This window comes from Alkalicoccus daliensis (assembly GCF_900103955.1).
Lineage (GTDB): Bacteria > Bacillota > Bacilli > Bacillales > Salisediminibacteriaceae > Alkalicoccus > Alkalicoccus daliensis.
In genome coordinates this window covers 40,388-55,131 of sequence record NZ_FNIL01000002.1, presented here as the reverse complement: position 1 = coordinate 55,131, position 14,744 = coordinate 40,388, and the positions used below count along the sequence as shown (strand labels likewise).

At 42.5% G+C, this 14,744-nt stretch carries 12 protein-coding genes; 3 read left to right on the top strand and 9 right to left on the bottom strand.

Features of this window, described 5'->3' with window-relative positions; translation table 11 throughout:
* Positions 1-113: 113 nt before the first annotated feature.
* The 6 genes from accA to BLP92_RS04860 form a co-directional block, all read right to left on the bottom strand.
* Positions 114-1,091: an acetyl-CoA carboxylase carboxyl transferase subunit alpha gene (gene accA, locus BLP92_RS04885; protein WP_090841187.1), complete on the bottom strand. Its 978-nt coding sequence runs from the start codon at positions 1,089-1,091 to the stop codon at positions 114-116.
* A gap of 4 nt (positions 1,092-1,095) precedes the next feature.
* Positions 1,096-1,956, bottom strand: coding sequence for an acetyl-CoA carboxylase, carboxyltransferase subunit beta (accD, locus tag BLP92_RS04880; RefSeq protein ID WP_090841185.1), 861 nt, complete (start codon positions 1,954-1,956; stop codon positions 1,096-1,098).
* Between the two features lie 27 nt (positions 1,957-1,983).
* A complete protein-coding gene (locus BLP92_RS04875) occupies positions 1,984-2,646 on the bottom strand; it encodes a FadR/GntR family transcriptional regulator (RefSeq protein ID WP_090841183.1) in 663 nt (220 codons plus the stop codon).
* 75 nt (positions 2,647-2,721) lie between these two features.
* A complete protein-coding gene (gene ystJ, locus BLP92_RS04870) occupies positions 2,722-3,963 on the bottom strand; it encodes an NADP-dependent malic enzyme (RefSeq protein ID WP_280138082.1) in 1,242 nt (413 codons plus the stop codon).
* A gap of 88 nt (positions 3,964-4,051) precedes the next feature.
* Positions 4,052-7,393 (bottom strand): DNA polymerase III subunit alpha, encoded by a 3,342-nt coding sequence (gene dnaE / locus BLP92_RS04865; protein WP_090841181.1) that lies wholly within the window; start codon positions 7,391-7,393, stop codon positions 4,052-4,054.
* Positions 7,394-7,672: 279 nt separating this feature from the next.
* A complete protein-coding gene (locus BLP92_RS04860; protein WP_090841180.1) occupies positions 7,673-8,614 on the bottom strand; it encodes a DHH family phosphoesterase in 942 nt (313 codons plus the stop codon).
* A 181-nt stretch (positions 8,615-8,795) separates the two neighbouring features.
* On the opposite strand from BLP92_RS04860, the gene BLP92_RS04855 reads away from it, so the two are divergent.
* A complete protein-coding gene (locus BLP92_RS04855) occupies positions 8,796-9,095 on the top strand; it encodes a YtpI family protein (protein ID WP_090841178.1) in 300 nt (99 codons plus the stop codon).
* 74 nt (positions 9,096-9,169) lie between these two features.
* Here BLP92_RS04855 and BLP92_RS04850 read toward each other — a convergent pair whose 3' ends face one another.
* Positions 9,170-10,477 (bottom strand): DRTGG domain-containing protein, encoded by a 1,308-nt coding sequence (locus BLP92_RS04850; protein WP_090841176.1) that lies wholly within the window; start codon positions 10,475-10,477, stop codon positions 9,170-9,172.
* A gap of 259 nt (positions 10,478-10,736) precedes the next feature.
* Between BLP92_RS04850 and BLP92_RS04845 the strand changes: the two genes are divergently transcribed.
* Positions 10,737-11,423, top strand: coding sequence for a hypothetical protein (locus BLP92_RS04845; protein ID WP_139148917.1), 687 nt, complete (start codon positions 10,737-10,739; stop codon positions 11,421-11,423).
* 185 nt (positions 11,424-11,608) lie between these two features.
* Here BLP92_RS04845 and BLP92_RS04840 read toward each other — a convergent pair whose 3' ends face one another.
* Positions 11,609-12,289: a metal-dependent hydrolase gene (locus BLP92_RS04840; RefSeq protein ID WP_090841172.1), complete on the bottom strand. Its 681-nt coding sequence runs from the start codon at positions 12,287-12,289 to the stop codon at positions 11,609-11,611.
* Between the two features lie 123 nt (positions 12,290-12,412).
* Between BLP92_RS04840 and BLP92_RS04835 the strand changes: the two genes are divergently transcribed.
* The gene (locus BLP92_RS04835; protein ID WP_090841170.1) at positions 12,413-13,513 is read left to right on the top strand and encodes a M24 family metallopeptidase; all 1,101 of its coding nucleotides are present in this window, start codon (positions 12,413-12,415) and stop codon (positions 13,511-13,513) included.
* 124 nt (positions 13,514-13,637) lie between these two features.
* Here BLP92_RS04835 and BLP92_RS04830 read toward each other — a convergent pair whose 3' ends face one another.
* Positions 13,638-14,399 (bottom strand): SDR family oxidoreductase, encoded by a 762-nt coding sequence (locus BLP92_RS04830; RefSeq protein WP_090841169.1) that lies wholly within the window; start codon positions 14,397-14,399, stop codon positions 13,638-13,640.
* Positions 14,400-14,744 lie beyond the last annotated feature (345 nt).

Below are 14,744 nucleotides of genomic sequence, written 5' to 3'. Positions count from 1 at the left end.
GTATTGCGTCGATTTTCTTTGCATGTTTTTAAAATAACACTTTCAATTTTTAAAAACAATAGAGAGCAGACTCTTCCAAAATCTGCGCAACAATTTGCATTCGACAAATATCCCTATCCTTCAACGTTGTTATCGTTTACATCGGAATACTCTCCTATTTGATTAAATTTTTCATGCCTTTGTTTCACAAGCGTTTCTTTGTCTAAACCGGCAAGAGACTTCAGCCCTTCTTTCAATACGGCGCGGATTTCCTCTGCCTGGCTTACTACATCCCGGTGAGCTCCGCCGCGGACTTCTGCAATCATATGATCAATTATTCCGAGTTCAAATAAATCCGGTGCAGTAATTTTCATTGTTTCAGCCGCTCTCCGTGCCTGGGAAGCATCTTTCCATAGAAGCGCAGCTGCACCTTCAGGAGAAATTACGGAATATGTAGCATTTTCCAGCATATACATCCGGTCACCTACTCCTAAAGCAAGCGCTCCACCGCTTCCTCCTTCTCCTATGACAACACAGATAATCGGCGTTCGCAGACCTGCCATTTCAATCAAATTCCGTGCAATAGCCTCGCTCTGGCCCCGCTCTTCAGCTGCCTGCCCGGGAAAAGCTCCTTTCGTATCAATGAAACAGATAATTGGACGGGAAAATTTTTCCGCCTGTTTCATGAGACGCAGTGCTTTACGGTAGCCTTCCGGGTGAGGCATACCAAAATTTCTGTGGATATTCTCTTTTGTATCTTTTCCGCGCTGATGCCCGATAACTGTTACCGGACTGCCATCAAATGTAGCGATACCGCCAATGATTGCCGCATCATCGCCATGAAGACGATCTCCATGAAACTCCAGAAAATTGGAGAAAAGATGATTAATGTAATCTTTAGTAGTCGGCCGCTGAGAGTGTCTGGCCAGCTGCACACGGTCCCAAGGTTTCATGTTGCCGTAAATTTCTTCTTCCAATTGCTCCAGGCGTTTTTCAAGTTTTTCAATTTCTCCTGATAAGTCGATTTCTTTTTCTTCTGTAAAAATTCTTAATTCAGCTATTTTATTCCGAAGTTCTACAATTGGCTTTTCGAATGGTAATTGTTCTGCCACTTTGTTATGCCTCCTTTCCCTGTGGAGTGTGTATTGCGATAACAGCAGAAAGTGTCTGCCTCATATCATGCCGGTGTACTACCTGATCCAGCTGTCCATGTTCCATTAAAAATTCTGCAGTCTGAAAGTCATCCGGAAGCTTCTGCCTGATCGTCTGTTCTATAATTCTTCTTCCTGCAAAACCGATTAACGCACCTGGTTCTGCCAGATTAATATCACCAAGAGAGGCAAAGCTTGCCGAAACGCCTCCCGTTGTAGGGTGCGTCATTACGCTGATAAACAAAAGCTTTTCTTCATGCAGGCGGCGGAGAGCGGTGCTCGTTTTTGCCATCTGCATCAAGCTGACTACCCCTTCCTGCATACGTGCCCCTCCGGAAGCTGCAAATAAAATCAACGGAACACGTTTTTCTATCGCTTTTTCCACAGCCCGCACAATTTTTTCACCTACTACTGAGCCCATGCTGCCCATTCGAAAACGCGCATCCATTACACCGATGACTACCGGCTGATCGTCAATTTTCGCATAGCCTGTTACGATCGCTTCGCTGAGACCTGTTTTTTCACGGTCCACTGCAGACTTTTCCTTATATTCCGGAAAATTCAATGGATCCATGGCAATCATGCCTGCATTAAATTCTTCGAAACTTTCTTCATCAATGGTACAGTGCAGTCTTTCTCCAGCTGTAAGCCTGTGATGGTAGCCGCACTGTTCGCATACCATATCATTTTTACGCAGTTCCTTTATGTAGCATATGGCCTTACATTCCGGACACTTTGCCATCAATCCTTCCGGAACTTCCTGCTTTGCACCTTCTGAAGGGATTTTTGCGTATTTTTTCTTTTTTGAAAAAAGATCTCGAATCATCGTGTACTTCCTCCATTCTTTCAGCGGCTAAAAACTGCTGTTATATAAATGTTTTGATAACAATTCCCCTGCACCCGCACTGTCTCTTGCTGCAATGGCATTATATATTTCTTCATGTTCACTCCAGGTGTAAGGCATCCGGCCTTCTCTTGACAGCGATTCTTTCAGGGCTGCCCTGCTGTATTCCACCAGCGGCCTCCATATATTTAATATCAGGTTATTCTGGCTGAGAGAGACAATTGTTTTATGAAATTGAATATCTTCCTCTACAGGAATGTATCCATTATTCCATTTTTCTTTAGATTGATCTAATAATTCTTTTAAATATTGAAGCTGCTCCTCTGACACTCTTTCACAGCCTATTTTCACTGCTTCTACTTCTAAAATCCTTCTCGTTTCTGCAAGGTCCTGCCGTGCTTTGGCATCTTTCAAAAAGAAACCGGCAAGCACTTCGGCCAGGCGGTGGCTTCCTGCCTGCCGCAGGAAGGTGCCTTCCCCTTTACGTGTTTCAATTAAATCTAATAATTCCAGTGCCCGCAGTGCTTCTCTTACAGAGGACCTTCCTACTCCCAGCTTTTCAGCTAACTCTCTTTCAGAAGGAAGTTTGTCGCCTGCTTCGATATATCCTTCGATCATTAAGCTTTCAATGTGCTGCAGAATACGCACGTAAACTTTGGATGGCTGACTCATTGTTTTCGCGTCCCCTCTCCATAGCAAAAAGCTGCCCTTTGCAGAGCCAGGACAGCTTTTGCGGTCATCTGCGCTTTATGCGTCATCTTCAATCATTGTAAGCTGACGGGTCTTTTCAGCGACTTCTTCTGCATCTACTTTTCTCCGTGCTACTCCAGTTTCCATCGCTGTTTTCGCAACTGCTTTTGCTACTGCTGGTGCTACTCTTTTATCAAAAGGTGCTGGAATTACGTAATCAGCTGTAAGATCTTTTTCCGCTACAAGATCTGCAATAGCTTCCACAGCTGCAACCTTCATTTCCTCGTTTATATGTGTTGCATTTACGTCCAGGGCACCTCGGAAAATACCGGGAAATGCAAGTACGTTATTTACCTGGTTCGGAAAATCAGACCGGCCTGTTCCAATCACGCTTGCTCCTGCTTTTTTAGCAATATCAGGCATAATCTCCGGTACCGGATTTGCCATTGCAAAGATGATGGGAGCTTCGTTCATTGATTCTACCATTTCAGGAGTGAGGGCCCCTTCTACAGATACACCGATAAACACGTCGCTGTCCTGAATGACTTCACTCAGCTTTCCTTCCAGTTTTTCAGAGTTCGTCACCTGGGCGATTTCATGTTTGAGATTATTCATGCCGTAAGTACGCCCTTCGAAAATAGCGCCTTTAGAATCACAGAGAATAATGCTTTTACATCCCAAACTTTTAAGCAGCTTCATAATTGCAATACCTGCTGCCCCTGCGCCATTAATTACTACGCTTATATCCTTCATCTGCTTGCCGCTGAGCTTCAGTGCATTCACTAATCCTGCTGCGGTGACGATCGCTGTTCCATGCTGATCATCATGAAATACAGGAATATTCATTTCTCTTTTTAAGCGTTCTTCAATTTCAAAACAACGCGGTGCTGCAATATCTTCAAGATTCACACCGCCAAAGGTCGGTTCCATGAGTTTTACCGTATTTACGATTTCATCTACATCTGTTGTGTTCAGGCATATCGGGAAAGCATCCACTCCGGCAAAAGATTTAAACAGTACAGCTTTTCCTTCCATTACCGGCATTGCTGCTTCCGGCCCGATGTTACCAAGACCAAGCACAGCTGTACCATCAGAAACTACTGCTACCATGTTCCCTTTTACCGTATAGTCATATACAGTCTGCGGATCTTCGAAAATCGCTTTGCATGGTTCTGCAACTCCCGGCGAGTAAGCTAACGACAAGTCATCAGCATTCCGAACTGGTACTTTTGGTTTTGTTTCAATTTTCCCCTTTTTCACACGGTGCATATGCAATGCTTCTTCTCTTAATGTCGCCACTGTCGCCACTCTCCTCGTATGTTATACGTAGTAGAGGTGGTCTGACCACCCCTTCGCCAATCATTATTATAACAAAAAGCAGGACTTGTTACACCCTCGGTTTTTTTAAATAGACATGATTTTTCCCTAAGATGGCCTGCAGTTTGTTTAAAAAGCCTTCTGTGACTGCAACGTTCCACATTTCTGATAAGCGGACAATTTTATCAGAAGATTCATATTTCAGCACTACCGGCACCGTTCCCGGCGTATTTTCCAATAAATTTTTCAGCTCAGCAAGTCTTTCTCTTTCATTTATTACCGTAATATATAAGTATAAAGTTTCTTCCTGCTGCTGCTCTTCTTTTTCGAGAAGATGCTGAATTGTTGTACATTTATTTAATATTACTTTCCGTTCCCCTTCATATTCCTCTATTGTCCCTTCAATAAACACTTTTTCGTTTTTTCCGAAAAGAAGCTGATATTGTTTATAGGCTTTGGGAAAGACCGTTACTGAAGTTTCACCGCTTTCGTCCTCTATATGCAGAAATGCCATCTGTTCCTTCTTTTTTGTTTGAATTGAACGGATATCAGTCAGCAGGCCTGCAAGGCGCACGGTGGATTTATCTTTTTGCTTCAGCGCTTCCATAATCGGCACACGTTTGTATTTAACCAGCAGCTCTGCAGCTTCTTCCAAAGGATGACCGCTCACGTAAAAGCCAAGGACTTCTTTCTCCATTTTTAATTCTTCTTCCCGTTTTAATGGCTTCATTTTCTCATAAAAAATATTAATTTCTTCATCAGGAAAAAGCACTTCTCCTAACTCTTCTTTTTTGTCTTCCTGGATTGCATATTCAAGAGCTGAATCAATTGTAGCAAGCAGCGTAGCACGATTTTCACCAAATTCATCCAATGCACCGCTCAAAATAAGAGATTCGAACATTCTGCGGGCGCGCAGGTGCTTCGGCAGTTTTGCACAAAGCTCAAACAGTCCCTCATAACCTCCTGCGCTTCTCCACCTGACAATTTCCTCTGCCGTTCTATAATTCATATATTTTATGGAAGCGAGACCAATCTGGATACTGCCTTCTTTCAGGGTAAAAGAGGCATCTCCAGTCTGTACCGATGGAGAAAGGATGTTAATACCTCTTAATTTTGCTTCATGGATGATTCCGGCGAGTTTTTCCTGATCATGAACTGCTCCCTCCATTAAGCCTGTATAAAACGCTTCCGGTGCCATCGTTTTCAAATAAGCAAGCTGATAGGAAATCATACTGTAAGCAACCGCATGGCTTCTGTTAAATCCATAATCAGCAAAGCGGACAATTAGGTCGTATACCTCTTCCGCCTCTTCCGTCCTATATCCTTTTTCAGCAGCTCCTTCGACAAATTTTCTTCTTCCTTCTTCAAGTTCCTCCCTTTTTTTCTTGCTTACAGCTCTCCTCAGCAGATCAGCTTCTCCCAGCTTAAACCCTGCCATTTTCGCAGCGATCTGCATAATCTGTTCCTGATAAATTAATACTCCATGCGTTTTCTCCAAAATCGGTTTAAGATCCTGATGAATATAATGTGTCTCTTCCTGCCCATGCTTTCTAGCCACGTAAACTGATATAAATTCCATCGGACCCGGACGGTATAAAGCATTGACGGCTACAATATCTTCAAAATTAGTAGGTTTTAACTGTTTCAGTACTTTTTGCATCCCCTGCGATTCGAGCTGAAAAATTCCGGAGGTATCCCCCTGGCTGAGAAGCTTAAAAACTTTGGGTTCATCAAGTGGAAGCTCTTCAGCGTCTATTCCGGACAGTTCCTGAATTCTGTCTATCAAAGTCAGATTGCGCAGTCCCAGAAAATCCATTTTCAGCAGTCCGAGCTTCTCGAGATCTCCCATAGGATACTGTGTGAGCATCATGCCTTCGTTTCCAGTCTGCAATGGAACAATATTTGTCAGCGGATCTCTGCTCATTACAATGCCGGCGGCATGCACGGAACTGTGCCTTGGAAGTCCTTCCAGTTTCTTTGCATAGTAGACTAGCTTTTCAGCTGATTCACTTCCGGAAACGGCCTGGATAAATGAAGAACGCTTCTCCGCATCTGCAATTTTTATATTGGGTTTAGCAGGGATCGCTTTTGCTACTCTGTCTACTTCATAGGGATCTGTACCCAGCGAGCGGCCTGCGTCCCTGACTGCTGCTTTCGCTGCAAATGTACCAAACGTTACAATCTGTGCAACATGCTCTTTCCCATACTTTTCTGCCACGTAATGAATGACTTTGTCTCTTTTCGTATCAGCAAAATCAATATCAATATCCGGCATGGAAATTCTTTCGGGATTTAAAAACCTTTCGAATAACAGCTGGTATTTTATCGGGTCCACGTTCGTAATCTTCAGTACATAAGCGACGAGAGAGCCCGCTGCAGAACCTCTTCCGGGACCCGTAGTTATTCCTTCACGATGGGCGAAGTTCATAAAATCAGCAACAATCAAAAAATAGTCTGCAAACTGCATCGACTCAATGACGGACAGTTCATGTTCCAGTCTGCTCCAGCTTTCTTCAGATGGTGTTTTGTACCGATTGTACATTCCTTTTTCACACCATTTACGCAGCAAAAGAGAAGCATTTTCTGTATCAGGGTATTCAGGGAGCACCATCTGACCAAGCGGAAGCTCCCACTCACATCTTTCTGCAATGGCATTTGTTTCTTCCAAAGCACCTTCCCAGCCGCGAAGTGCTTCTCTCATTTCTGCTTCAGATTTCATGTAGTAATGTGCGGTGTGCTCCTCATTGTCAAATTGGGAAAGCGGTGTTCCAGTTCTGATGGAAGAAAGCAGCTGGAAAATATCTGTATCTTCTGCTTCCACCGCATGAAGGTGATTAGATGCTACTGCTTTTTCCTTCCTGTCTGAAAGCCAATTCCTTAATGCAAGTAACTTCTCTCGCTCTTCCTGATGATAGTGCTGCTGTACTTCTATGTAAACATCATTGGGAGCAGCCTGTTTCAGCAGATCCTGTACTTCCTCTGCCCCGAATAAATCCTTTTCCTGCAGGAGCGTCTGCACAGGTCCCTTTTCCATGGGCTGAATGACAATGATATCTTCTGTCTGCTGAAGATCCTTCAGGTCCATAAATGGTTCTTTTTTTTCAGTGGTTTTTACTTTTGTAGTTAACTTTAAAAGACACTGATATCCTGTGGTACTAAGGGCTAACAGCAGCAATTGATACGCCGGCCCTTCTTCAGAAAAACGAAAAGGCAGTTCGACTCCTATGATGGGTTTAATGCCTTCACGTATGCATGCTTGATAAAAAGGAACAGCTCCATGCATTACACTGCGGTCTGTTAAAGCCAGGGAGGTAAAACCTTCTTTTTTGGCTTTCTGTACTAAGTCTTCAATTTTTGCTCCACTTTCCAGCAGACTGTATTCACTGTGAATATGCAGATGTACAAATGCCATAGTTTCTCCTCCTTTCTTCTTTTTATATTGATCATAACACGAACGTATATTCTTATTACAGTATGACTTTCTTTTATTTTCCTTCTCCTGCGATTCGATTGCAAGCAGGCACAATCATATTTAATTTAAACTTTCCCTTTTGTTCGTCAAAAATAGCCTGCCGTCCCTGAATACGTATAAGTAAAACCTCCATTGGTTGAAATGGAGGTTTCTTTAAATAATTCTATAAATGTGATTTCTCCGGAGAAGCTCATAGTAGAGAAACTTCCTGCCGGTAAGCTAGGCATCTTTGCAGAGATCATCCAGCTTTTTAAAAATTTCTTTTGTTTCCTCCCAGTTCTGCGCCTGGGCTCCTGAAGCCATCGGATGGCCGCCGCCTTGATGTTCTGCAGCAAGATGATGAATCTCAGGTTTTTTTGAACGCATTCTCACTCTGATAATGTCATCCTCTTCTACAAAAAACACCCATGCTTTTAATCCTTTTAAATTCGAGAAGCAATTTACGATTGCAGATGCTTCTTTTGATGTTACCTTAAACTTATCCAGTGTTTCTTTCGTCAGCGTAACCTGGGCTGCCCCGTTCTCTGTAATTTGCACGTGTGACAGTACATATCCCTGGAGCCGCAGCAATTCTTCTGTAGTGACGTCCAGATCATTGTAAAGCGCATCTCTGTCAAATTCGTATTCCAGCAGCGACCCCGCAGAAGAAAAAGTTGATTTAGTCGTGTTGGAAAAACGGAAGCGGCCAGTATCTGCTACAATTCCCGCGTATAGAAACCTGGCTGCTGCCGCCGGTATTTCAAGCCCGTTTGCTTCCGCAAGACGATATACCATTTCGCAGGTGGAGCTCGCTTCTGTATCCACCCACTGCAGATCCCCGTACATCTCCACTTCTGGATGATGATCAATTTTAATAACTGTATCGGCTTGTTCCACGCCTTCTCCATCAATTCGCGCTGTATTTGCTGTATCACAGACAACGGCAAGCGCCCCTTGATAATCTTCTGCAGTTACTTCATCCATTTCTGTTAAAAATGCCAGGCCGTTTTCTGTTTCCCCAGCCAGTTTAACTTCCTTTTCAGGATATGCACATAAAATAATTTCTTTTAACCCTGCCTGAGATCCTACTGCATCCGGATCAGGACGGACATGACGATGTATTATCACCTTTTGATACCGGCCAATTGTTTCCCAGATATTAAATAAGGTTTCTCTTGTCATAATTTATTCCTCCACCATTTGAATAGTTGCTTCCCACGTTATGCTCCGCTACAATTGTGAGAGTATGTCCATTTAATATTTGCAGTTTGAAGCATCCTTTCAGTAAAATGATCCGTATTTCTTCACAGCGTTCATCTGCTGAAATAGGTCTTCTCTTCTGACACAAAGGAGTAAATGAAGAATGATTATTTTTCCCATAATTATTGTAGTAGCCTTATTTCTATTTGTTTATTTTAAAGTGGCCCAGTCCCGTGGAAAGGGGCCAGGCGACAGTCAGTTAAATAATGCCAAAGCAAATATTTCCCTCGGCGTATTTATCCTCGCCTTTGGAATTAACAGCTATGTTACTTTACAGACGACTACGGCTGCAATCATTGCATTAATTTTCGCTGCACTCGGAATAGCAAATCTTTATTTCGGTCTTCAACGCTACAAGCATTATAAACCAATCGCAGCGAAAGAAAAAAAATCAGCAAAATAAGAAGGTTTTTTGACAGCCGCAGAGACAATAAAGTACAAAACTGCACCGGGGGAACTTTCCTCCGATGCAGTTTTTTATCGGTCGATGAGCTGTGCCATCAGCATTGCTTTCCCTACCATCTGTTCGTTATAAAATAACTCTACATCCACCTTGCCGAATTTCCGCCCCACTTCAAGTACTCGGGGCCTGATTTGAATCTTAGCGTCTATCTGCACCGGCTTCATAAAGAAGATAGTCATATTTTCAACAACCAAGTCTCCTTTTTTGTACTTTCTCAATACCCGGCTGGCCGATTCTGTGACAAGAGTAGTAATTACTCCGTGGGAAATTGTACCAAGATGATTTGTCATCTGCGGTGTTACTTCCAGCTGATAAACGGTATCTCTTCCTTCCGAGATATCTTCGAGATGTCTCGTAACTAAATCTTCAATTGTATCTCCTACATGAGGCTGTCTCTGAATCATCTGCAGCGCTTTTAGTACATCCTGCCTGCTGATAACCCCCAGAAGCCTCTTCGCTGAACTGATCACAGGCAGGAGCTCGATGCCTTCCCAGACCATAATATGCGCTGCGGACGCTACGGAGGTTTTTTGCGTCACTGTAATAGGCTGCTTTGTCATTACCTTTTCAATCTCTGTGAAAGGACTCGCTCCAATTATATCTTTCGCAGTCACGATCCCGTGCAGCCTTAAATTATCATCCACCACAGGATAACGGCTGTGGCCTGTTCTTTGATTTAACGCCTGATATCTTTCCACGGTATGGTTTAATGTCAGGTGGTCGGTAGATTCGAGCGGAATAAGAATGTCTTCTACAGAAATAATTTCTTTTTTAATAAGCTGATCATAAATAGCCCGGTTGATCATTGTGGCTACCGTAAAGGTGTCGTAGGAAGTGGAAATGATAGGCAGTTCCAGCTCATCTGCCAGCTGTTTTACATCTTCGGTTGTATCAAAACCTCCGGTAATAAGAACTGCAGATTCTTCCTCTAATGCCATCTTATGCACTTTGTCCCGGTTACCGACGATCAACAGATTTCCAGCTTCTACATAGCGCATCATTGCTTCTGATTTCATTGCACCAATTACAAACTTATTTAATGTTTTATGCAGGCCGGTTCGCCCGCCGAGCACCGTACCTTCAACGATGTTTACTACCTCTGCATAAGTAAGCTTTTCTATATTTTCCTTTTGCTTTTTTTCAATCCGGATTGTCCCTACACGTTCAATTGTGCTTACAAGACCTTGATTTTCAGCATCTTTAATTGCCCGATATGCTGTACCTTCACTGACATGAAGTTCTTTTGCAATATGCCGAACAGAAATCTTGCTGCCTACTTCTAAGCTTCTAATAAACTGTAGTATTTGTTCATGCTTTGTCATAGTAAGGCGCACTTCCTTTTTTGATGACCTGTTTAATTAATTTTATCCCTCTGTACTAACACAAGTATAATCGGATTATCGATGTTCTTCAAGTCAAACTGCCAGAAAATTTAATCCTTTCTGGAATAAGGTTTTGACCAGGGTAAAGTTTTTATAGATTTTTACAATAAATTTTATTTTTTACGATATTTTTTTACTTGTTATGGGTATAGTGCAAGAGGGAAAATAGTTTTAGTATGTTTATTAAAGAGGAGTGAAGATGATGCAAGGGTATAAAAAGCTGATAGCTATAACAGCATCGCTTCTGTTCCTAAACGGCTGCAGCAATTCAGACCCGGAAGCACTTATCAGCGAAGAAGACAACACTGTAGAGCTCATCTTCGGAGAACAGGAAGTCAGTTTCACGGCGGAACACTACGCGACTATGACACAGGAAGCCTTAAATTTATTTCATGAAGAACTGCCCGTATATAGAGATGATCAGGAACAGCTCGAACGTTGGTTTATACGTTATTATATTCAGAAGCATGAATATAACGAAAGCTGGTCCACAGATGAAATGATTCTGCTCGCTTCTGAAAGAAGCAAATACGAAACACAGTGGAGAAATTATGCAGAGGCACGATATGAAATAACAGCATCAGAGGAAGCTATTGAGGCGCAGGCAGAATATAATATTGAGTTATATGAGTCCAGTACGCCTGCTTCTGTGCAGGGAATGGCGGACGGCCTTAATCTTACGATCGAGGAATTTTTTAAGGAGTTTGACAAAGACCATGTGGAGAGAACAGTAATTTGGGAACAGCTTTTTCCAATACTGCAGCAGGAGTATGCTGATGAAGAAAACAAAGACACAGTTTCTGTTGCGCGCAGATACAGTGAAGAGGTTATTCATTCGATACAAAGCAACGGTCCTGATTTTCATTCTATACCCTTTGCAGAATAGCAAAAGAACCATCGCAGCTGCGACGGTTCTTTTTTTAATGAACTCTTGTAAAACCCTCTGAAGTTATTTAAGAAGAAACTTCGCTCCGACAGGCTTTGCCGTTGAGGTGCTCCGTAACTCGTTCTTCCGAAGGATATGGGAACTTTCACAGCCGCCTTAATGACCTTAAAGTCATCTTCGCGGTTTTATAAATCAAGCTCATCTCCTGCTTTCATTGCAATCCCTTCCTGCTTTAAGGTATCCACAAATGCCTGCGGATCCTGCTTTATGACAGGGAAAGTATCATAATGCACCGGCACCACTTTCTTAGCTTTCAGCCAGTCTGCAGCAATTGCAGCATCTTCCGGCCCCATCGTAAAATTATCTCCGATCGGCAGGAATGCCAGATCTATTTCATTCATTTCCCCGATCAGCCGCAGATCTGAGAATAAGCCAGTATCGCCAGCGTGATAAATTGTTTTACCCTCTGCACTGAATAATATTCCAGCAGGCATTCCTGTATAAACTATCCGCTGGTTTTCTTCTTCAGTGTAGGCAGATCCATGAAAAGCCTGAGTCAGCTTTACTGTTCCAAAAGCAAATTCATGTTTCCCTCCAATATGCATAGGATGCGTGTTTACTCCCTGAAAACTTAAATAAGTAGCCAGTTCAAATGGAGCAACTACCAGGGCGTCATTACGCTTTGCCATTTCCACTGTGTCCCCTACATGGTCATTATGCCCATGTGTAAGCAGGATGACATCAGCCATCGTATTATCTGCTTCAAGGTCAGTAGTTTCATTTCCTGTAATGAATGGATCAATAAAAATATTTGTGCCGTTCGTTTCAATTTTTACTACTGAATGTCCATGGTAAGAAATTTTCATCGTTAACTCCTCCTAAAATATTTATCATCTAGTCTCTACCCGTTCCTTTCGACACCTATGCATCTGATTTATTGTTCCATATGGTAAGATAATTGATAAGTTCAGCTGAAAGGGGTTTTTAATATGACAAGAATTGAAGTGCTTCAAGAAGAAATGATGAAAAATAACTGGGATGTATTAATGGTGCAGACACAGCCTAACGTATTTTATTTAAGCGGCTTTAACGCAGATCCACATGAACGTCTGTTGGGGATGGTGATCTTCAAGGATGCTGCACCTATGCTTATATGTCCGAATATGGAAGTAAACCAGATAAAAGAAATTTTCACACAGGGCATGATTATAGGTTATACCGATTCCGAAAACCCTTGGGCTAAAGTGGAATCCTACATAGATGATAATAACCTTTCCACGAATAACATAGCGCTCGAATCTTCCATTTCCTGGAGCAGGCTGGAGGAGTGGAAAAAAATTGCTCCGGATGCTCATTTCAGTGAAGCCGACTCTCTATTGTTAAAACAGCGAGTAATTAAATCCCCCGAAGAAATTACTTATCTGGAGGAAGCTGCAGCTTTGGCTGACGAGGGAATCCAGACCGGCATTGACAGCTTAAAAGAGGGAATTACAGAAATGGAAGTTATCGCAGCGATAGAATATGCGTTAAAACGAAAGGGAGTACGGGAAATGTCCTTCAGTCCTATGGTCCTTTTCGGTGAAAAAGCCGGAGATCCACACGGGAATCCCGGTGCCCGCAAACTTAAGAAAGGCGATGGCGTTCTTTTTGACCTGGGGGTTATGTGGAAAGGATACGCTTCGGATATTACAAGAACCGTATTTTTTGATCATGTAAATGAGGAACAGCAGCAAATTTACGACACAGTCCTTGCGGCTTTGCATAATGCACTGGATTTAGTGAAACCCGGCCAAAAAATAGGCACGCTTGATACTGCGGCGAGAGAGACGATAACCGAAGCAGGCTACGGTGAATTTTTCCCACACCGCATCGGCCACGGACTCGGAATTGAAGTCCATGAATTTCCTTCCATGAATGCTGAAAATACTGACCTTCTGCAAGCAGGAATGACTTTTACAATTGAACCTGGTATATACGTACCTGATAAAAGCGGTGTTCGAATTGAGGACGATATCCTGGTTACTGAAGATGGCGCTCGCAGTCTTACAAGTTATCCGAAAGAACTCACAATAATACCTGCTGAAAAATAATTCTTCCGGTAGCAGCATCCTCTTCTTAAAAAAGATGCTCTCATAATAAACTGTAAAAAATCCGCCCTGTACTCTTTTGTAACAGGCGGATTTTTACTGAATAAAATTATTGAGTTTGAGAATTTCAAGACCGGTGTTTGTGCAGCACATCCAGTCCTCCGGTTACTTCTATTACACTTCCAGTCACCATATCTGCTTTTTCATCCAGCAGAAACAGCACGGTTCTGGCAATATCCTCTCCTGTTCCCGACCGGCCCACTGGAGTTTTTTCATCTCCCGTTTTTCTTGCTTCCTCAATCGAACTTTCTTTCATGTCTCCAAGAATCTCCCCCGGGCAGACCATATTTGCTGTTATTCCGTTCGACGCTTCTTCGATCGCAACCGACTTGGTTAGAGAAGCCAGCCCGGCTTTGGAAGCAGCAAAAGCAGCGCGGCAAAGCCACCCTGGCGAATGATCGGCTCCCTGAAAACCATAGGTAATAATCCGACCAAACTGCTGATTGCGCATCAAGGGAACTATTTCTTTGAGTAAATAAAATGCAGCATTCAGATTTCCATTAATCATTTCATGCCACTCTTCATCCTCGTAATCTGCTACTGCTTTCCGTTCGAAAATATATGGCCCTGCATTTAATAGTAACGCATCAACTCTGCCAAATTTCACCACAGCCTGTTCTACAAAATTCACTAAATCTTCTTTACGCTGTACATCACCCTGTACGAATTGAAGACGATCCGCATATTGTTTCCACTCTTCTTTACGGGCAAGCATCGCTTGTTCATCAGAGCGATAATTTACTGATACTGAATACCCTGCCTGCAGCAGTTCTTCTGTCATCTTTTTCCCCAGACCCTTTGTCCCTGCAGTAATAAGTACATGTCTCATGCTCATAAACCACCTTCACTTCTATGTCCTATATCCTATTGTTATATAAACCTATCTTATTTCTCAACTCTCACGTCTTTTAATTATGATAAATTTTTGTAAAGTGAGTTAAGCTGATTTTTGTATTTTCAATCTCTGTTGGTTCAATCATATTTTAATAACTTCCTCGTGAAGTAGATGTCCTTCCTAAACAGGTGAAATTCTTTATGCAGTTCTGTTTCTGCGGAAGTTTGTTTTAAAGATTATTTGAAGGTTTTCTACCCCACTTTTCCCGGAAGCGAAAATATTTTAGGCGAGTTTTACATAGGTGACTGCATGGAATGGATAAAGTACAGGCAAAATTTT